The 20,065-nt window shown below is 36.6% G+C and carries 13 protein-coding genes; 5 read left to right on the top strand and 8 right to left on the bottom strand.

Annotation, left to right across the window (positions count from 1 at the left end; all coding sequences use genetic code 11):
* Positions 1-172 precede the first annotated feature (172 nt).
* Both gltD and gltB read right to left on the bottom strand, forming a co-directional pair.
* Entirely contained in the window at positions 173-1,657 is a 1,485-nt protein-coding gene (gene gltD, locus AC4GZ8_RS01450; protein ID WP_491080020.1) for a glutamate synthase small subunit, read from the bottom strand.
* Between the two features lie 15 nt (positions 1,658-1,672).
* Complete coding sequence (gltB, locus tag AC4GZ8_RS01445; RefSeq protein WP_491080019.1) at positions 1,673-6,241, bottom strand: glutamate synthase large subunit; 4,569 nt, start codon at positions 6,239-6,241, stop codon at positions 1,673-1,675.
* Between the two features lie 139 nt (positions 6,242-6,380).
* Here gltB and gltC point away from each other — a divergent pair, with 139 nt between their 5' ends.
* Together gltC and AC4GZ8_RS01435 are read left to right on the top strand one after the other, a co-directional pair.
* On the top strand, positions 6,381-7,283 hold the full coding sequence (gene gltC, locus AC4GZ8_RS01440; protein WP_491080018.1) for a glutamate biosynthesis transcriptional regulator GltC: 903 nt from the start codon (positions 6,381-6,383) through the stop codon (positions 7,281-7,283).
* A gap of 357 nt (positions 7,284-7,640) precedes the next feature.
* Complete coding sequence (locus AC4GZ8_RS01435) at positions 7,641-7,826, top strand: hypothetical protein (protein WP_491080017.1); 186 nt, start codon at positions 7,641-7,643, stop codon at positions 7,824-7,826.
* A gap of 30 nt (positions 7,827-7,856) precedes the next feature.
* On the opposite strand, the gene AC4GZ8_RS01430 is transcribed toward AC4GZ8_RS01435, so the two are convergent.
* The 6 genes from AC4GZ8_RS01430 to AC4GZ8_RS01405 all read right to left on the bottom strand — a co-directional run bounded on the left by AC4GZ8_RS01430 (position 7,857) and on the right by AC4GZ8_RS01405 (position 16,809).
* A complete protein-coding gene (locus AC4GZ8_RS01430) occupies positions 7,857-8,657 on the bottom strand; it encodes a glycerophosphodiester phosphodiesterase (RefSeq protein WP_491080016.1) in 801 nt (266 codons plus the stop codon).
* Positions 8,658-8,993: 336 nt separating this feature from the next.
* The gene (locus AC4GZ8_RS01425; RefSeq protein ID WP_491080015.1) at positions 8,994-9,989 is read right to left on the bottom strand and encodes a DUF3231 family protein; all 996 of its coding nucleotides are present in this window, start codon (positions 9,987-9,989) and stop codon (positions 8,994-8,996) included.
* A gap of 540 nt (positions 9,990-10,529) precedes the next feature.
* Positions 10,530-11,390 carry an EamA family transporter gene (locus tag AC4GZ8_RS01420; RefSeq protein ID WP_491080014.1) on the bottom strand — a complete coding sequence of 287 codons (861 nt, stop codon included), beginning with the start codon at positions 11,388-11,390 and terminating at the stop codon, positions 10,530-10,532.
* Positions 11,391-11,649: 259 nt separating this feature from the next.
* The gene (gene ppdK, locus AC4GZ8_RS01415) at positions 11,650-14,322 is read right to left on the bottom strand and encodes a pyruvate, phosphate dikinase (protein WP_491080013.1); all 2,673 of its coding nucleotides are present in this window, start codon (positions 14,320-14,322) and stop codon (positions 11,650-11,652) included.
* Positions 14,315-15,139, bottom strand: coding sequence for a pyruvate, water dikinase regulatory protein (locus AC4GZ8_RS01410; protein ID WP_491080012.1), 825 nt, complete (start codon positions 15,137-15,139; stop codon positions 14,315-14,317). The genes ppdK and AC4GZ8_RS01410 overlap by 8 nt, the downstream gene beginning before the upstream one ends.
* 329 nt (positions 15,140-15,468) lie before the next feature.
* A complete protein-coding gene (locus AC4GZ8_RS01405) occupies positions 15,469-16,809 on the bottom strand; it encodes an aspartate aminotransferase family protein (RefSeq protein WP_491080011.1) in 1,341 nt (446 codons plus the stop codon).
* Between the two features lie 779 nt (positions 16,810-17,588).
* Here AC4GZ8_RS01405 and AC4GZ8_RS01400 point away from each other — a divergent pair.
* The 3 genes from AC4GZ8_RS01400 to AC4GZ8_RS01390 all read left to right on the top strand — a co-directional run bounded on the left by AC4GZ8_RS01400 (position 17,589) and on the right by AC4GZ8_RS01390 (position 19,664).
* Positions 17,589-18,455, top strand: a complete 867-nt coding sequence (locus AC4GZ8_RS01400) for a LysR family transcriptional regulator (protein ID WP_491080010.1) — start codon at positions 17,589-17,591, stop codon at positions 18,453-18,455.
* Between the two features lie 151 nt (positions 18,456-18,606).
* Positions 18,607-18,975 carry a CidA/LrgA family protein gene (locus AC4GZ8_RS01395; protein ID WP_491080009.1) on the top strand — a complete coding sequence of 123 codons (369 nt, stop codon included), beginning with the start codon at positions 18,607-18,609 and terminating at the stop codon, positions 18,973-18,975.
* Between the two features lie 17 nt (positions 18,976-18,992).
* Positions 18,993-19,664, top strand: coding sequence for an LrgB family protein (locus tag AC4GZ8_RS01390; RefSeq protein WP_491080402.1), 672 nt, complete (start codon positions 18,993-18,995; stop codon positions 19,662-19,664).
* Positions 19,665-20,065 lie beyond the last annotated feature (401 nt).

The raw sequence follows: 20,065 nt of genomic DNA, 5'->3' as shown, positions 1-20,065 counted from the left end.
ATTATTTCATATTTTTATTTTTATACCAATTGTTAATTTTACTAAAAATGTCCTAAGTCGTCCAATAGGAATTTCTTCTTATCCATCATCCTCACTATTTTTATAAAATATGATGACATAACAAAAAAGGATCAAAGCATAGAAATGCTTTGATCCTTTTTTTAGATTAGATTTAAACTAAGACAGTACTGCCCATTAAATAACGATCTACTTCACGAGCAGCTTCACGACCTTCATTGATTGCCCATACGATCAAGCTTTGACCACGACGCGCATCACCAGCAGCAAATACACCATCAATGTTTGTGCGGAAATCGCCATATTTAGCTGCTACAACATTGCGTGCAGTTTGATCTACATTAAATTGTTGCAGAACAGGTTGGTCTGCACCTTCAAATCCAATCGCAATGAAAACTAATTGAGCTGGCCATACTTTTTCAGAACCTGGAATTTCTTTGAAATAGTATAAGCCTTGTTCATCCTTAAGTTTCTCCATTTGGATTGTGTGAAGCTCTTTAAGGTTTCCATTTTCATCTGAAACAAGCTTTGTAGTTTGGATACAATATTGACGTGGGTCCTCACCAAATTTTGCTTCTGCTTCTTCGTACGCATACTCCATCGTAAAGACATGCGGAGCCTCTGGCCACATATTCTCAACTGTACGGGACATTGGCAATTTAGGGTGCTTACCAAACTGAACAACACTGTTACAATTTTGGCGAAGTGCAGTTGCCACACAGTCTGCGCCTGTATCTCCACCACCAATGACAATTACATCTTTGCCTTCAGCATTGATAAATTGACCATCTTCAAAATTTGTATTCAAATAGCTTTTTGTTACATCTGTAAGATAATCCATTGCAAAGTGAACTCCGTTAGCTTCACGACCTTCGATACGTAAGTCACGTTGCTTTTGAGCACCCACACATAGGATCACAGCGTCATGTTGTGCACGTAACTCATCTGCTGTAATGTCTTTTCCTACTTCTGTATTTGTAACAAATATAATACCTTCTTCAGTCAGTAAGTTTACACGACGTTCAACAATACCTTTATCAAGTTTCATGTTAGGTATACCGTATGTTAACAATCCACCTGGACGGTCAGCACGTTCATAAACAGTGACTGTGTGACCGGCTTGGTTCAATTGATCTGCTGCAGCTAAACCAGCTGGGCCAGAACCAACAATCGCTACCTTTTTACCTGTACGTTTTTCAGGAATACGCGGAGTAATCCATCCATTTTCAAAACCTTTATCGATAATAGCTTTTTCAATGTTTTTAATCGTAACGGCCGGGTCAGAAATCGCTACGTTACATGAACCTTCACATGGTGCCGGGCATACTCTTCCTGTAAATTCTGGAAAGTTATTTGTTTTTAATAAACGTTCAAGTGCTTCCTTCCATCTACCACGATAGACTAAGTCATTCCACTCAGGAATTAAGTTATGAATTGGACATCCTGAAGTGAAACCATTAATCTCAGTTCCAATATGACAGAAAGGAGTGCCGCAATCCATGCAGCGTGCTCCTTGTCTGCTTAACTTTTCCTCAGAGAAAGGAGCTGAATACTCTTTCCAGTCATTTAAACGCTTGAGAGGATCACGTTCTGCTGCCTCTTCACGCTTAAACTCTAAAAATCCTGTTGCTTTCCCCATCTTCCTCTCCCCTTTCTACTGTACTACTGCCTTGGAACGTGACGGTTTTGTCACTGAACCTTTTTTCTCAGATTTTGCATTTGCTTCAAACGCACTCATGATTGCTTCTTCATTTGAAAGTCCAGCTTCCATTTGTTCAGCAATACGATTCATCATACGCTTGTAGTCTTTTGGAATTACTTTAACAAACTTAGGAAGTGTCTCATTCCAGTTGTCTAAAACGAATCGAGCTTTTGGACTGTTCGTATAATGTAAATGATTTTGGACCAGCTCTTTTAGGAAATCAATTTCCTCAGCATCTACTAAACTCTCAAACTCTATCATTTCATCATTACATATTGCTTTAAATTCTTCCTTATCATCAGCAAGTACGTAAGCAATACCACCTGACATACCTGCACCAAAGTTTTTCCCAACTTCACCTAGGATAACAACGCGGCCACCAGTCATATATTCACAACCGTGGTCTCCAACACCTTCAACAACGACATTTACGCCACTGTTACGAACAGCAAAACGTTCACCTGCACGACCATTAATATATGCTTCACCACTTGTTGCACCATAGAATGGAACATTTCCGATAATCACATTATCAGCTGCTACAATGCTTGAGTCATCTGAAGGTTTAACGATAATTTTACCGCCTGAAAGTCCTTTTCCGATGTAGTCATTCGCATCACCAGTTAAGTGCATTGTTACACCTTTAGGAACGAATGCTCCAAAGCTTTGGCCTGCAGATCCAGTAAATCGCAGAGTGATTGTATCTTCTGGTAATCCTTCTTCACCATAGCGTTTAGAAATTTCACTACCAACAATTGTTCCAGCTACACGGTTAATATTCTTAATGTTAAATGATGCATCAATCGGTGTACCTGCTGCAATAGATGCTTCAACTTTTGGTAAAATTTCAACCATATCTAGAGACTGATCAATTTTATGGTTTTGTTTGATTCTAGCTGTACGTGCACCTTCCGGCTGATATAAAAGTGTTGATAAATCCAGGTGTTTAGCTTTCCAGTGAGCTTTCGCACGTTCACTAACTTCTAGTACATCTGTGCTACCAACCATTTCATCCATCGTTCTGAAGCCGAGTTCTGCCATGATTTCGCGAACTTCTTGAGCAACAAAACGCATGTAGTTTACAATATGATCCGGATCTCCAGTAAATTTATCACGAAGCTCTGGATTTTGAGTAGCTACACCAACTGGACATGTATCTAAATGACATACACGCATCATAATACAACCCATTACAACAAGCGGAGCTGTTGCGAAGCCATATTCTTCAGCACCAAGAATCGCAGCTAATGCTACATCGCGCCCTGTCATTAACTTACCATCTGTTTCTAATACAACACGATCACGTAAACCGTTAAGCATCAATGTTTGGTGTGCTTCAGCTAAGCCAAGCTCCCATGGTAAACCAGTGTGCTTGATACTTGTTTTCGGAGAAGCACCTGTTCCGCCATCATAACCACTAATGACAATAACGTCAGCTGCACCTTTTGCAACACCAGCTGCAATTGTACCAACACCAGCTTTGGCAACCAGTTTAACACTGATACGCGCATCGCGGTTAGAGTTTTTCAAATCATGGATAAGCTGTGCTAAGTCCTCAATAGAGTAAATATCATGATGAGGAGGTGGTGAAATCAATCCCACACCAGGTGTCGATCCACGAACATCAGCAACCCAAGGATATACTTTATTTCCAGGTAACTGTCCACCTTCACCAGGCTTAGCTCCTTGAGCCATTTTGATTTGAAGCTCATCAGCATTTACTAAATAGTGACTCTTTACACCAAAACGACCAGATGCAATTTGTTTTACTGCACTGCGGCGTAAATCTCCATTTTCATCAGCGACGAAACGGTTTGGATCTTCTCCACCTTCACCACTGTTGCTTTTACCGCCAAGACGGTTCATCGCGATCGCAAGTGTTTCATGTGCTTCCTTACTTAAAGAACCAAATGACATCGCACCTGTCTTAAATCGTTTTACGATTGAATCTACAGATTCTACTTCATCAATTGAAATTGATGGTCGATTGCTGTTGAATGAGAATAGGTTACGTAAGAAACCAATTCTTTCTTCGTTCGCAGCATCTGAGTATTTTTTAAATAGGCTGTAATCATTTTTACGGCATGCCCATTGCAATGTGTGGATTGTTGTTGGATTAAATGCATGATGCTCCCCATTTTTTCTCCATTGGAAGTCACTTCCTGAATCCAATACCTTGTCAACTTTTTCAGAATAAGCTTCTTGATGACGTAAAACTGTTTCTTTTGCGATTGTTTCAAGATCAATACCACCTAGCTGTGATGCTGTTCCAGTAAAGAAACGGTCAATCACATCTTGACTGATCCCAACAGCTTCGAAAATTTGTGCTCCACGATAACTTTGAACTGTTGAAATACCCATCTTAGACATTACCTTTACGACACCTTCAGTAACACCCTTGATATATTTCGCAACAACCTCTTCATAGCTATAAGATAAGCTGCCATCTAACACTGCTTCCTTATAAGTTGCAAATGCAAGATAAGGGTTAATAGCGTCGACACCATAACCTATTAAGGCGGCAAAGTGATGTACTTCTCTGACCTCACCTGATTCGATAACAAGACTGGCTTTCGTACGTGTTCCTTGACGAACTAAGTGTTGATGAAGTGCACCTACAGCTAATAACGCAGGAATTGCCATTTTTTCTGAATTCATTCCACGATCAGAGATGATAAGAATATTTACACCATCTTCGATTGCTTCATCCGCTTCAGCGCATAATTCTTGTACAGATTTGTCTAAATTTTCAGTAAACAAAGCTTGAATTGTTTTGCTCTTAAATCCTGGATTTAGATTTAAGCGTAATTGTGCTAATTGGTCATTTGAAAGTACAGGAGAATCTAATTGAATTCTACGTGCATTTTCTTTTGTAGGGTGAAGAATATTGCCTTCAGTTCCAAGTAAAGTCATTGTAGATGTTACAATTTGCTCACGAATTGCATCGATTGGCGGGTTTGTAACTTGTGCAAATAATTGTTTAAAGTAATTAAATAATGATTGAGGACGATCTGATAATACTGCTAATGGCGTATCGTTCCCCATTGATCCCAGTGGATCTTTTCCTTCTGTAATAATAGGAAGTAAATATTTTTGGATATCTTCATACGTATATCCGAAAGCACGGTGGCGCTCAGCAATATCTGTCACAACTTCTTCTTCTAAAACTTTTGATTGGTCATCAAGCTTAATCAGCTGCTCGTTTAACCATTCTTGATATGGCTCTTCTTTAGCCATTTCGTCTTTAATCTCTTCATCAGAAATAATACGCCCTTCCTCTAAATCAATTAGAAGCATTTTACCTGGGCTTAAACGATCTTTGTACAGAACATCTTTTTCATCTACTTCAATAACACCGACTTCAGAAGAGAAAATGATGTAATCGTCTTTTGTTACATAGTAACGAGCTGGTCGAAGTCCGTTACGGTCAAGAATAGCTCCAATTTGCTTTCCATTTGTAAATGAAATAGCTGTTGGTCCATCCCATGGCTCCATTAAACAGCTATGATATTCATAAAAAGCTCTTTTTTCAGGGCTCATATGAGGATTCTCAGTCCAAGGCTCAGGAATCATCATCATTGCAGCATGTGCCGGCTTACGTCCTGCTAACACGAAAAATTCAAACGCGTTATCTAGGATTGATGAGTCACTGCCATCGGCATCAAGGATTGGAAGTACTTTTTCAAGATCCTCACCGAAAGCTTCTGATACAAACTGCTGTTCTCTCGCTTTCATCCAATTCATATTTCCACGTAACGTGTTAATTTCACCGTTGTGAATTAAATAGCGATTTGGATGTGCTCTTTCCCAGCTCGGGAATGTATTTGTACTAAAACGTGAATGTACTAATGAAAATGCTGAAACAAAATCTTCATCCTGTAAATCCAAGTAGAACGCATCAACTTGCTCAGGTGTTAAAAGTCCTTTATATACAATTGTGCTGCTTGAAAGACTAGTAAAGTAGAAACGCAGTTCACGTTCTCTAGCCCAATTTTCTGCTTGTTTACGAATGACATATAATTTACGTTCAAATGTAATATTGTCTTGGATTGATTCATTTGCCCCAATAAATACTTGGCGAACAACTGGACAGCTCATTCTTGCAACTGGTCCAATCTCTTCTGCATTAACTGGTACATCTCTCCATCCTAAAAGTGTCTGACCTTCAGCTTCAATAAATTTGTTAAGCTGCTCTTCAATTTGTTGGCGCTCAGAATTGTCATTTGAGAAAAACATCATCCCCACACCATAACGGCCTTTTTCAGGAAGAGTCATTTCCTTGCAAGCCTTTTTGAAGAACGCATCAGGGATTTGCACCATTAAACCAGCGCCATCACCTGTTAGTGGGTCACTGCCTTGTCCACCCCTGTGATCTAGTTGACAAAGCATATTTAGTCCTTTTTTTACAATATCATGTGTAGCATGGCCTTTAATATGAGCGTATAAACCGATACCGCATGCATCATGTTCAAATTCAGGACGGTAGAGACCTTGTGCTTTAGGTATTTGATTGTAAGTCATGTATATCTCCCCCCGTTAGATAATCTTACACCCGATAATTTTCAGATAATTACATTATATCTTTCAAAATTAATGTTAACAATATATAATTTAGATTAAATCAATCTAATTTCGATATATATATGATCGGAGGCCTAAAATGGAATTACGTCAATTACGATATTTTATGGAAGTAGCAGAGCGAGAACACGTGTCGGAAGCTGCACAATATTTACATGTCGCTCAGTCTGCTATTAGCAGACAAATAGCAAACCTTGAATCAGAATTAGGTGTTACCTTATTCGAAAGAGAAGGGCGAAACGTTAAGCTTACCCCAATTGGAAAGGTGTTTCTTACACATACTAAAACAGCCATGAAGGCAATTGATTATGCAAAAAAACAAATTGATGAGTATTTGGATCCAGAAAGAGGAACGATTAAGATTGGGTTTCCAACAAGTCTTGCGAGTCATTTGCTCCCTACTGTTATATCAGCCTTTAAAGACAAACACCCGAATGTTGCCTTCCATTTACGGCAGGGCTCCTATAATTTCTTAATTGATTCGGTTGTGAATCGTGAAATAGATTTAGCTTTTTTAGGACCTGTACCACAAAACAATCCAGATATTGAAGGTTCTATTTTATTTACAGAAAGCATTCTGGCCCTATTGCCGTCATCACATCCACTTGCCTCAAGGAAAAGTATCCTTCTGAATGAACTACGAAACGATTCATTCGTTTTATTTCCAAGAGGTTACATCCTACAGGAAATTGTTGTAGAAGCGTGTAAACAAGCAGGTTTTGTTCCTAACATCTTTTCGGTTGGTGAAGATTTGGACGCCATAAAAGGCTTAGTATCAGCTGGAATGGGTGTTACACTTTTACCAGAAAGTACGTTTCACGAATCCATCCCCCGCTTTACTGTAAAGGTGCCAATTGAACTCCCTCTGGTCAGAAGATCAGTAGGAATTATTGTTTCGAAAAAAAGAGATCTTGCTCCTTCAGAAAAGGTTTTCTACAAATTTGTAAAAGACTTTTTCTCAATGCTTGAGCAATATAAATAAGAATAAAAGCGCGACATCAATCTTCAAGACTGCACTTGCACATCCTGTGCTTCTAAGCTGGATGCATTGCACTTATCCACAGTACAAGAATTTTATAAATTCCTAAGCAAAAACAATGGCTGACAAGTGAAATTCTTCAATTGTCAGCCCTCTTGTATTATACCATTTATTAATTGTCGGTCATTTTGTAAATAATGGAGATTGTTTTAAGACGAGTTTCTACTATTATATTATCTTTTGTAGCGCTTCCACAAATTCTTCTCTACTAAATCGAAGAAAATTAATTTTGGTTTTTCTTTGTATAGATTTCGGTCATTTGAAAAGGATAAGGATAATAAAAAGAAGGAGGCCTTTTTTATGCGAAAGGAAGAGCAATACTTAACGAATGCTCCAACAGAAGAAAAAATAACAATACAAAATGATAGTACTTTTCCAAATCAAAAAAATATTGATGGAGATTCCGTAAATAAACATAAACAAGAAGAAGTAGCAAATTCGATTATTGCAGAAAAAGAAATTGGTCAACAACAAGAAAATCTTTGAGCATTCAGGGATAACCCCTGAATGCCTTTTCTATTTATGAATGATATAATCCGGAAAGTCGGTAATAATTCCATCTACTTTAGCATCTAAAAGACCTTTTATTGACTTTTTATCTCTCACTGTATATGGCATAACCTTCATATGATACGCATGAATTCTTTTGACCAATTTTTTTGTTACTAGCGCTTTGTTCGGATTAATATACTGTACTAATGAAGACCAATCTCTTAATTGGACTTTTGATACTCCATGAATTCGATACTTTACCAAAAGACCTAATGGTATTTGAGGCAAACTTTTATGAAATCTCTCTAACCATTCAAAATCAAACGACTGCACTATAACCTCATCATTCCTCGGACAATCAACCTGACATTTTTTCAATACTTCCTCAAGCTTATAAATTAAGTTCGGATACATTCCTGGATTCTTTACTTCAATTAGTAACCCTATTTTATTTTTATAAGTTTCTATGACTTCCTCAAGGGTCGGAATATATTGTCCTGAAAATCTTTTATGAAACCAGCCCCCTGCATCTAAATTTCTAAGGTCTTTATATGTATATTGTCGTACTTCACCTGTTCCGCTTGTTGTTCGATCAACAGTTGGATCATGGATGACAACTAATTTTTCATCTTTCGTCATTTGTATATCAAGCTCTAAATAATTAGCATTCATTTGTAAAGCTTTCTCAAAAGCAGACATTGTGTTTTCGGGTGCATAGCCTGAAGCTCCTCGGTGGGCTACAATTGATGGATGATCTTTTTTCGTTTCTTTAGGGAAAGCCTGTATTTTTCTAATATTTTTCCAAACGGGTATTTTTTCAACCATAAGTTTCACATCCTTTTAAAGGAATATTATTTATAGTATAAGTCAAATCTTTGAAAGTGACATAAATATGGAGTAAAGTTACTAATAAGATATTAGATATGTTGGAATCTTATGTGAACGAAGTTTGATCTTCAGGTATTTGATGGAAGGATTAATATACCCTTTTAAACTAGCAACAAATATAATTGGGGGATTTTAGTATTCATTTAGGGGTTCCGACGTGATAAATGGTGCAGGTTGGAATAACTAAGTGGTTCCCTTAGAATAAAAACCAAAAAACCGTCCTTTTTTGACGGTCTGGTTTAACTTGAATTAACTTATTCTTATAATGTGAGATTAAATATTTTTTAAATCTGTCCGTTTAACAGCCATAGGAGGTTGCTCAACCCATTTGTTTTTAATCATTAAATTCATACCATCATCAGCAAATGTCATCATTTCTGCTAATAGTTGATAATATTTTGCACCAATATCCCTGCGCATCATTGAAGCTAAACTAAACCCATATTGTTCGATACCACCACCATTCACAATTGCAAAGTGAAACATAATAAGTTTGTCAGAGAATGGCGATTGAGTCGAATCAGAAACATATGTATACCAAGGGGTTGAACTTGACAACTCCTCGTTTTCTAATATGGATTTGAGTTCTTTTATCATTTTCGTACTAATTTCTTTTCCTCTTGTTAAAAAGTCTCTTACATCCTTTGATTCAACTACCTGGGTAAAGCCAGTCAGTAAGGTTTTTGTAACCTCAATCGTCTGCAAATTAAAAAACAGATTCGCTATCTCCAAAGAGGTTAATGCTCGTTTTTCTCCTAAAAAACCTTTTAAATATCCTATTTTTTGAATCATTTCTGGTTGGGATTCATTAGGAATATAAGGGGGCCTTACATATAAACCTTTGGATAGTAATAAATCCTTTGTCCTTGAATTTAATTCAGTGGAAGAACTTATACATTCTTTATAAAAATTATGAACATCCTCACGGGCTGTCATCCCAAGAGTTTTTGAATAGTAGGTCAACCCTAAATTTGCCAGCTGATGCAAATAGAAAAGAACAAATTCATCTGAAAATAACCTTGGGGCGGACAAGTTTACATCTTCATTTGTAAAACCAATTGGTATTGGGTGGTTTTCTTTACTAAGAATCTTACTTATAAGCTCCACATGGACTCTAGATATATCTAATGCATAAGATATAACCTCTCTAATTTCATCATCCTCGCATTTTTCCAAATAATAGCTCAAACAACAAACTGCCATGCTATCAACCATATAATTAACCCATAAATAACCTTTTTCCGAAGAAGTTAAATGAATATTTTCCATATTCCCCCCCCTCTTTTAACTAATGTTCTTTTATTTTTTCATATTCAATTTATTTTATTCAGTTTGCTTGCTAATTGCCGCGTGCTTGTTATCCTAATCACTACTTATAGAGCTTATTAATCCTGTGTTTACAAAATAGCGATCACTAACCGGATGGTAATCACTTAACATTTAATTGTCCATCCGAGCAACAATCTGCTGCATTGTACATGTTCCATTTCCAACATGACCATTTAATTGTTTGGGATCAATTTTATTTATTTCTCATTATTATAATAAATTTTCTACCTGGCTTTTTAACTTGAATACAAAAAATAGTTAGGAAGTAATAAAACAAAACTTATTAATAGATGAAGTTTAAATGAAATCTTTAGACATAAATAAAGATATTCTAAAAATATATTCAAAATATCTTGTTGCACATGATTTCTTTATTAGAAACAAGGCAACAGTTGATTTTATACACACCTAGTTGGCGGTTAAGGAAAAATAAGTATTAACACAAAATTTGTTATGATAATGTTGGTTAAGAGGAAAAAGCTAAAAAATCAATAAAATTGTTCCAAGTGTAATAACGATCCCTCCTATGACCTTATGTTTTGTTACTTTCTCCTTTAAAATCACAAAACTTAAAATCATTGTCATGACAACACTAGCCTTATCAATTGGTGCGACCACCGAAACCTTTCCAATAGCTAAAGCTGCAAAATAACAAAGCCATGATAAGCCTGTCGCCACTCCTGAAAGAATTAAAAAGAGATAACCTTTTGATGTAATTTCTTTTATTTCCTTATGATTTCCTTTGAAAAATACGATTGCCCATGAAAATAACAAAATCACAATCGTTCTTAAAAGAGTGGCAACATTTGAATCAACATCTTCAATTCCGACCTTTGCTAATATTGCAGTTAATGCAGCAAATACAGCCGCTAAAATAGCATATGTAATATACGTTTGAGAACCTGTAAATCGTTTCTTTTCTTCATTTTTACCAATTAACACAAAAGTCCCGACAGCAATTAGTCCTCCTCCAACCATAATATGCGGGACAGCTTGCTCTCCCAAAATCACAACCGATAAAATAATCGTCAATACCACACTTGATTTATCAATAGGTATCACCTTCGAAGCATCTCCCGTTGCTAGTGCTCTGAAGAAAAACAACCATGATATTCCCGTTGAAACCCCTGATAATAGAATAAAAATTAGTGCTTTAGTAGAAATAACAGTTATTGAATAAAGCTGGCCTGTGATCAAAACAATTAGAAACGCCATTATTAACACAATCACTGTACGTATTGCTGTCGCTAAATTTGAATTCACATTCTCCATCCCAATTTTAGCCAGTATCCCTGTTAGTGAAGCAAAAAAAGCTGCAAATAATGCTAGTGTGACACTCATGTTATACCCTTCTTTACTTAAATTTCTTCTATTATATGAAAAAAACTCCTTTTTTACTAAACGTTATCACTTTCATATTCAGGCATTATATTTATACTATGTTGGAGGGGCTTAAAAGCATATAATATTACGATGAATTTTAATCGATATAACTACATATCTCAAGAAAGATCTTTATATTTTTTGTGAAGAAATTAACTAAAACTGAACGTAAAAATTCCCTTCAATTAGCAAATTGAAGGGATAAATTATTACTATATTATATTTGAAGTTGAAGTTGATACTGTTTCTTTTCATGTCTAATCTTAGCCTGGGCCGCTGCAAGGCGTGCAAGAGGTACACGGTATGGTGAACAGCTTACGTAATCTAATCCTACATCATGGCAGAATTGGATTGAATCCTTTTCACCGCCATGCTCTCCGCAAATCCCTGTTTTTAATCCAGGCTTAATTTTCCTTCCAAGCTTTACACCAGTTTCAACTAGTTTACCTACTCCTTCTTTGTCGAGTGTTACAAATGGATTTGATGGAAGTACTTTATTTTCAATATATGCTTGCAAGAACTTGCCCTCTGCGTCATCACGACTATATCCAAATGTTGTTTGGGTCAAATCATTTGTTCCAAATGAGAAAAAGTCTGCCTCCTCAGCAATTTGATCCGCTGTTAAGGCTGCTCGTGGTACTTCTACCATCGTACCAATGAGGTAGTTAAATGTTTTCCCTGTTTCTGCCTCAACTTGCACTCCTGCATTAATCACTAGTTGCCGCATTTCTTTTAACTCATTCACATGGCCAACTAATGGAATCATGATTTCTGGTTTTACATCGATCCCTTTTTCGGTCACCTTAGAAATGGCGTAAAAAATTGCTTTCGCTTGCATCACGTAAATCTCCGGAAAGATCATTCCTAAACGGCATCCACGATGACCTAGCATTGGATTGAATTCATCCAGTTGACGTACTTTTCTTAAAAGCCGCTCTTTCTCTTGTAACTCCTTAGGATTTGAATTTGTTAATTGAAGCTTGGTCAACTCAACTAACAGTTCTTCCTTATCCGGTAAAAACTCGTGAAGAGGAGGATCTAATAAACGAATGGTCACAGGGTTGCCTTGCATGGCTTCGAAAATCCCCTCAAAGTCTTCTTGTTGCAATGGCAATAACTTAGCTAATGCATGCTCGCGTTCCTTATGTGTTTCTGCAAGTATCATCTCTTGAACAATCGGGATTCGACTAGCATCCATAAACATATGCTCTGTCCGGCATAACCCGATGCCGCCTGCTCCAAATTCAAAAGCTTTTTTGGCATCAACTGGATTGTCGGCATTTGCTCTAACACCAAGTTTTCTTTCATCATCTGCCCAAGAAAGCAACAATTGAAACTCATCTGATAGCTGTGGTTCAATCATTGGTATTTCTCCTAACATGATATCACCAGTTGAACCATCAATCGTAATAATATCACCTTGTTTTACGATCTTATCTCCTACTTTGAATTGCTTTGACTTTAGATCAATCTTTAATGATTCACAGCCGCATATGCATGCTTTTCCCATACCTCTTGCAACAACTGCTGCATGGCTTGTCATTCCACCTCGGCTTGTGACAGTTGCCTCTGCAGCAACAATTCCATGAATATCATCAGGAGTTGTTTCAGGACGAACAAGTATGATCTTCTTTTTTTCATCTTTTGCTAATCTTTCAGCTTCATCTGCATCAAACACAACTTCTCCTGTTGCTGCACCCGGAGAAGCTGGCAGACCTTTCGCTAATTGTTTTCTTTCATATGTCTCATCGATTCGACGATGGAGCAGCTGGTTAAGTTGATCAGGGTCTACACGCAGAATCGCTTCCTGTTTATTAATGATTTGTTCTTTTACTAATTCAACAGCTATTCTAATCGCAGCTTGAGCTGTTCTTTTTCCAGTACGTGTTTGCAAAATAAAAAGTTCACCCCGTTCTACAGTAAACTCAATGTCCTGCATGTCTCTATAATGCTTTTCAAGGAGGTGACATGTTTTAATAAATTGCTGATATACGTTTGGCATCTCTTCTTGAAGTGACACAATTGGTTGAGGGGTACGGATTCCGGCCACAACGTCCTCACCTTGTGCATTGATCAAATATTCACCGTAAAGCTTTGCTTCCCCTGTAGATGGATTACGTGTAAAAGCTACTCCAGTGCCTGAATTGGTGCCCATATTTCCAAAAACCATGCTTTGAATGTTCACTGCTGTTCCTAAATGGTCGGGAATGTTCTGTAGACGACGGTATACAATAGCACGTTGATTATTCCAAGAATCAAAAACAGCACGAATAGAAAGGAATAACTGCTCTTTTGGATTCTCTGGAAAGGTCCCTGTCGAATGTTTAGCGACAATTTCCTTGTATCCTTTAATAACCTCTTTCCAATCTTCTGCATTCATTTCAGGATCTGAGTTATATCCTTTCTCTTCCCTGAATTCGTCCAAATATTGTTCAAAATAAAAACTATCGATTTTTAGAACGACATCACTAAACATTTGGATAAATCTCCGGTAAGAATCATAAGCAAAGCGCGGATTATTTGTCAGATTTGCCAATCCCTCGACCGTTTCATCATTTATTCCAAGATTCAAAATGGTATCCATCATTCCCGGCATCGAATGAACCGCACCAGACCTTACGGATACTAGCAATGGATTTGAAGGATCTCCAAGTCTTTTACCTGTTTTTTCTTCAAGAATCGTAAGCGCTTCTAAAATTTGAAATTCAACCTCGGGTGAGATTGATTTCCCTGCATCATAATATGTATTGCAGGTCTCTGTTGTAATGGTAAAGCCATAAGGAACAGGCAAACCAATTTTGGTCATTTCAGCTAAATTAGCACCCTTTCCTCCCAAAAGTTCTTTTTTTCCACTATCACCTTCATCAAACATATAAACAAATTTATCCATGGATTACATCCCCTCTCTTTTTTAACATTGCTAGGATTAGATCAGCTGTCTCTTCGATTGCTTTATTTGAAACATTAATGACAGGACATCCAATGCGTTTCATAATTTTTTCAGCATAGTCTAATTCTTTAAGGATCCGATCTAAATTCGCATAATTCGCTTGCGTTGTTAAACCTAAATTTTTTAACCTCTCTATGCGAATTTCATTTAGTTTATCTGGCGTTATGATTAATCCAACACATTTGTTTTTCGGAATATCAAAAAGTTCATTAGGAGGTGCTACTTCTGGCACTAAAGGTACATTTGCCACCTTAAACCGTTTATGGGCCAAATACATTGAAAGTGGTGTCTTTGAAGTCCTAGAAACTCCAATTAAGACAATATCTGCATGCTTAATTCCCCTAACATCTTGACCATCATCATATTTTACAGCGAATTCTATCGCTGCTACTCTACGAAAATAGTTCTCATCCAATTTCCTCATTAATCCTGGCTGCCGGACAGGTTCTGTATGAAATTTTTGAATAAACACTTCCATAAGCGGATTCATTAAATCAATGGCAGGAATTCCTGCTTCCGATGCCTGTTCATCAAGATATTGCTTTAATGACGGTATGACGATCGTATAGGCAATAATGGAATTATGATATTTCGCAGCAGTAATAATATTATTAATATCCTTAATATCGTCTACATAGGAAATATGTTTGATTTCTACATCTTCCCTACTAAATTGAGAAGCCACTGCTTTTACCAGTAACTCAGCTGTTTCACCGACCGAATCAGAAACTACATAAACGATTTCTTTTCTATTCACTTCCAACCTCCTTTTTCCTTTGACTATTTAAATTTTCACAGCAAATTATTGTGTTATACTATTAATCCTTAATTTAATTAATATGTTATACTATTAATTAAGTAGTATATTACCATTTGTATTACTTCGATTCAATCCCTTTCTTTTGATCAAGTTAAAAAAATTCAAAATGCTCTTCCAGGTTTATGGGTTTTCGGTAAAAGTTTTAGTTAATATCCATCTCTTCAAGTTTTACATCCTAGGATTTGGCTATAAACATATAGGAAAAACGATGGAGAATCTTCCCCATCGTTCTATTTTCTCTTTTTAGTTAAGGAAGCTTATAGGAACTATAATTGGATGATGCTTTCCTTCAATGTTTTTATAATAAATGTAAAGTCTTCATCTGTAATGCTTAATGGTGGTGATAACTGCAAAATGTTATTGAACCCTGCAACTGTATCCCCATTTTTCCCAATAATTAGCCCTTTATCTTTACATATGCTAATTACCTTATTCACTTTATCAATACTTGCTGGTTTTTTTGTTTGCCTATTCTCTACTAGTTCAATTCCTAAAAGAAGTCCTTTTCCACGAACATCCCCTACATTTGGATGATCTTTTATATCCTCAAGTTCGAGTAAAAGGCGTTCCCCTAACTCTTTAGAGCGTTCTATTAGTTTCTCATTTTCCATAATCTCTAAATTCTTTAAAGCCAAGGCGCAAGCAGCAGGATTCCCGCCGAATGTATTAACATGCCGGAAACGATCATAGTCTTCGCTTCCAGTATAGGCTTCATAGATTTCCCTTTTAACAGCCGTTGCTGATAAAGGAAGGTATGCACTTGTAATTCCTTTTGCCATTGTAATAATGTCTGGTTTGACACCATAATTCATAAATCCAAACGGTTTCCCTGTCCGGCCAAATCCACAAATTACTTCATCACAAATAAGCAACGCACCGTGCTTCTCACAAATTTCTTTTACTTTTGCCATATAGCCATCAGGAGGCATTAAAATTCCACCGCCAGTAATAATCGGTTCCATGATGACACCAGCTACTGTTTGGCTTAATTCCCATGTCATGACACGATCAATTTCATTTGCACTTTCTAATGTTTGAGTATCTTCTGGATTGCGATACGTATCAGGTGGTGCGACATGTAGAAATCCTTGACCTAGTGGTTCATATTTGTACTTTCGTTGCGCTTGGCCCGTTGCTGCAAGAGCTCCCATTGAATTACCATGGTAAGCCCGATAGCGTGAAATAAACTTATAACGATTATGGTCCCCTTTTTGGTGATGATATTGTCGGGCAATTTTAAACGCTGTTTCATTGGCTTCTGAACCACTATTAGAGAAGAAAATAACGTAATCGTCCCCAAGCCATTCATTCAGTTTTTCTGCTAGTTTAATAGCTGGAACATGACTATGTGCGAGAGGAAAATATGGCATTTCCACAAGTTGTTCGTATGCAGCTTTTGCAAGTTCTTTTCGACCATAGCCTACGTTTACACACCAAAGGCCAGACATACCATCTAAATAACAATTACCATCGATATCGGTCACCCATGCTCCGTCTGCTTTGGTGATAATCAAATTAGAAGGGTTTAGAGACGCCCCTCGCATTGCATGCCAAAGGTACTTCTCATCCGTCTTTTGCAAATTCTGTGTTTGATCCATTGCTTGCACATTCATCAACCCCAATCTACCTTTTTTAAGCTTTTAGCTCTGTAATATTTAGTTGGTGATTTCCTATGCAGGTGTTCGTTTTCCGCGGGAGGTCCGGGAGTCTTAAAGATTCTACCCATTGTCCATTAATAAATTTCTTTAATGTTTGTCCAGTATTTATTACCTCATTTTGAAACCTCCTATTTTTTCGTATGTTTAATTTCTTGAACTAATTATATTTGTTATGAATATCATTTCTCATTGGACACTGTGTAAAATATTCTTTAATTATTTTCTACATTCTTAGTTGTATTAGATCAAAAGGTATATAGATTGTCTTATTTAGGGGAAAATTATAGATTGGATTCTTTATGGTGAAATAAATAGGGATATTTTCTAAATTGGAGATAAGGGATAAAGTTTGAAGATTTACAGACACATGCAGACTTCATCGAGACTTTGTAAGGGTTATTTGGATAGTTGAAATATTTAAATGATATTTTATCTTGGTTATGAAGAGGGTGCTTGTCAGAAAATTCATCTCCTGCCACTAAGAAATTTATTGATTGTGTTTATTCTTGTTTAGGGACAATGATCTAATGGGATTACTAATAAAAATAAAAAACAACACCTTACAAAGGAATTGAAGCTTCTCAATCTAATGATCTGAGTGGGATTCACCCCGCCCCCTCCTACCCGAGCTTTGGTGAGTTCCCAATCATAGCTTCAACACTTTAGTCAGTTTTGAATTTTAACAATGAAGGCAGAAACATTTATACTATAGGTGGAGGTGTGTATGGTTGGAGTTTAAACAATTACTTTATTTTTTAGAAGCTGCCAAATATAAAAATTTTACGAAAGCATCTGAAGCACTTCATATTTCGCAACCTGCATTAAGCAAAATGATTAAAAGTCTTGAAGATGAATTAGATATGACCTTAATTGTTCGTTCAAATAAGACAAGCGAAATAACAGATGCCGGGTTTATCGTTATGCAATATGCTCAAAAAATTCTATCCCAAATTGATGAAATGACGACGATTTTAAATGACTTAACAGAATTACAACGGGGCTCTATTCGTGTGGGAATCCCTCCGATTATTGGGAGTTTATATTTTCCGAGTGTCATGGCAGAGTTTCATAAGCAATATCCGAATATTTCAATTAATATTACCGAATATGGCGGTGCAAAGGTTGTTAAATCTGTGGAGGAAGGTGAAATCGAATTAGGTGTTGCTGTTCTTCCGGTAGACGAGGAAATGTTTCATATTTATCCGATCGTGGAAGATCAGATGAAATTGTTAATCCATAATCAGCACCCATTAGCAGATCGTAAACTCATTCATCTAAAGGAACTAAAGGATGAGGAATTTATTTTTTATCACGAGGATTTTGCCCTTCATGATATTATGTGGAACAATTTTATTCGTGCAGGATTTCAACCTAAGATTTTATTTAAAAGCTCGCAATGGGATTTAATGTCTGAAATGGTTGGAGCCAACTTAGGCGTAACGATTCTACCTGAATCGATTTGTAACCGTGTTGAGAATAAGCATGTGAACATCATTGATATTGAACCTATTACACCATGGAACTTAGCTGTCATAACCAAAAAGGATAAATATCTATCCTATGCTGCGAAGCGGTTAATTGAATTCTTTCTCTAATCCTGCTATAACTTTTAGTTATCACTTTAATAGTTATTATGTATTTTACGAATGGCAAAAAGCGTAGTACCATGTTCCATAGACCAGAGTATGAACTGGTTAAAAGAGGGGCTTGGTTTGCTCCTTCCTATACAAGGGAGGGTTATCATAAATGAAACTAGTTACAATTTTTCTTCAAATCCTATTTATATCTTTATTCTTTGTTTTAGGTGCAGGTGTAAAGGAAATCATTTCAATTCCACTACCTGCTTCAATGATTGGTTTAGGATTTTTGTTACTTGCTTTATTTACAGGAGTAGTGAAGTTAGAATGGATTGATAAAGGGGCCAACTTTTTATTGGCAGAACTATTGCTTTTCTTTATTCCCTCTGCAGTGGGAATTGTCAATTATGATGAAATCATGAGTTGGCAAGGGCTTGAATTGGTATTAATAATTGCTGTTAGTACATTTATTGTGATGGCAGTCACAGCCTTCACCGCAGACTTTATCCAGAAAAAGCAAAGTAGTGCTGTAAAATGAGGATTATTTTTTTGACAGTGTTAACGATCATCATTTATAAACTAATAAAGCTAACGAATAAAAAATGGACGCTTCCATTTTTACATCCTTTATTACTTTGTCCGATTTTGATTATTGTGTTGATTCATCTGTTGGGTATTTCTGCTGATACTTATATGGACTCAGCAAAAGTACTAACAAATTTATTAGGACCCGCAACCGTTGCGTTTGCGATTCCGATATACAAGCATTTTCACTTAATTAAAAAATATATCGGTACGATTATTGTCAGTATTACAGTAGGGACGTTAGTTGCTATTTCCTCTACTTTTGTATTATCGATTCTTTTACATTTAAAAACTAACTTTCTAATAAGTATTTTACCAAGGTCAATTACCACCCCGATTGCCATTGAAGTGTCGAAAGAAATTGGCGGTATCCCTACATTAACAACAATCTTTGTGATCATTACAGGAATAAGCGGAGGAATCATCGGTCCCTTTACATTGAAATGGTTAGCAATCAAATCACCGATTGCAAAAGGGTTATCACTTGGCATGAGTGCTCATGGTGTCGGTACCTCAAAAGCAATGGAATATGGTGAACAAGAAGCTACTTTTTCGTCCCTGGCAATGATTTTTGCAGCGATTATTACGATGGCTTGGGGGAGCTTTCTTATTCCCCTATTAATGAATATTGCACATGTTTAATTTGGAATACTAAATCCTAATAATCGTATAGCCATCAAGTAGTACCGATACTGTGGAGAAATGAACTTACACTTAAAATAGAGATTTAAATAAGAATAGATTGAACACACAAAAACGCATGGAAAAACTTCCATGCGTTTTTCATTCACTTGTCTTTTTCGAGTAAAGTAATGTTAGCACCATAAGAAAAACCTCCTTATGGAAGCTGGCCACAACTAGCGTAACCTAGAACCTCTACACCATCTTCAGGTGCTTCTCTTACTTGGCACGCACAGATGATCATTCAGATAATCAATTCAAAAGTCATTAATACCTCTCCCTTTTCATTGATACGATCAGCTTGAGATAACCTCCATAAGATCTGCTAGCAATTTAATAAGAGTATGGAGTTATATGTAGTA

The organism is Metabacillus sp. RB-C-LZQ-3-1 (assembly GCF_058315175.1).
The sequence above is the reverse complement of the archived record's forward strand: the minus strand, read 5'-3'. Positions and strand labels throughout refer to the sequence as shown.

What these genes read in the sequence shown, in the direction of transcription:
- gltD (WP_491080020.1), bottom strand. Translation starts at nt 1,657, where the DNA reads ATGGGGAAAGCAACAGGATTTTTAGAGTTTAAGCGTGAAGAGGCAGCA.
- gltB (WP_491080019.1), bottom strand. Translation starts at nt 6,241, where the DNA reads ATGACTTACAATCAAATACCTAAAGCACAAGGTCTCTACCGTCCTGAA.
- gltC (WP_491080018.1), top strand. Translation starts at nt 6,381, where the DNA reads ATGGAATTACGTCAATTACGATATTTTATGGAAGTAGCAGAGCGAGAA.
- AC4GZ8_RS01435 (WP_491080017.1), top strand. Translation starts at nt 7,641, where the DNA reads ATGCGAAAGGAAGAGCAATACTTAACGAATGCTCCAACAGAAGAAAAA.
- AC4GZ8_RS01430 (WP_491080016.1), bottom strand. Translation starts at nt 8,657, where the DNA reads ATGGTTGAAAAAATACCCGTTTGGAAAAATATTAGAAAAATACAGGCT.
- AC4GZ8_RS01425 (WP_491080015.1), bottom strand. Translation starts at nt 9,989, where the DNA reads ATGGAAAATATTCATTTAACTTCTTCGGAAAAAGGTTATTTATGGGTT.
- AC4GZ8_RS01420 (WP_491080014.1), bottom strand. Translation starts at nt 11,390, where the DNA reads ATGAGTGTCACACTAGCATTATTTGCAGCTTTTTTTGCTTCACTAACA.
- ppdK (WP_491080013.1), bottom strand. Translation starts at nt 14,322, where the DNA reads ATGGATAAATTTGTTTATATGTTTGATGAAGGTGATAGTGGAAAAAAA.
- AC4GZ8_RS01395 (WP_491080009.1), top strand. Translation starts at nt 18,607, where the DNA reads ATGAAACTAGTTACAATTTTTCTTCAAATCCTATTTATATCTTTATTC.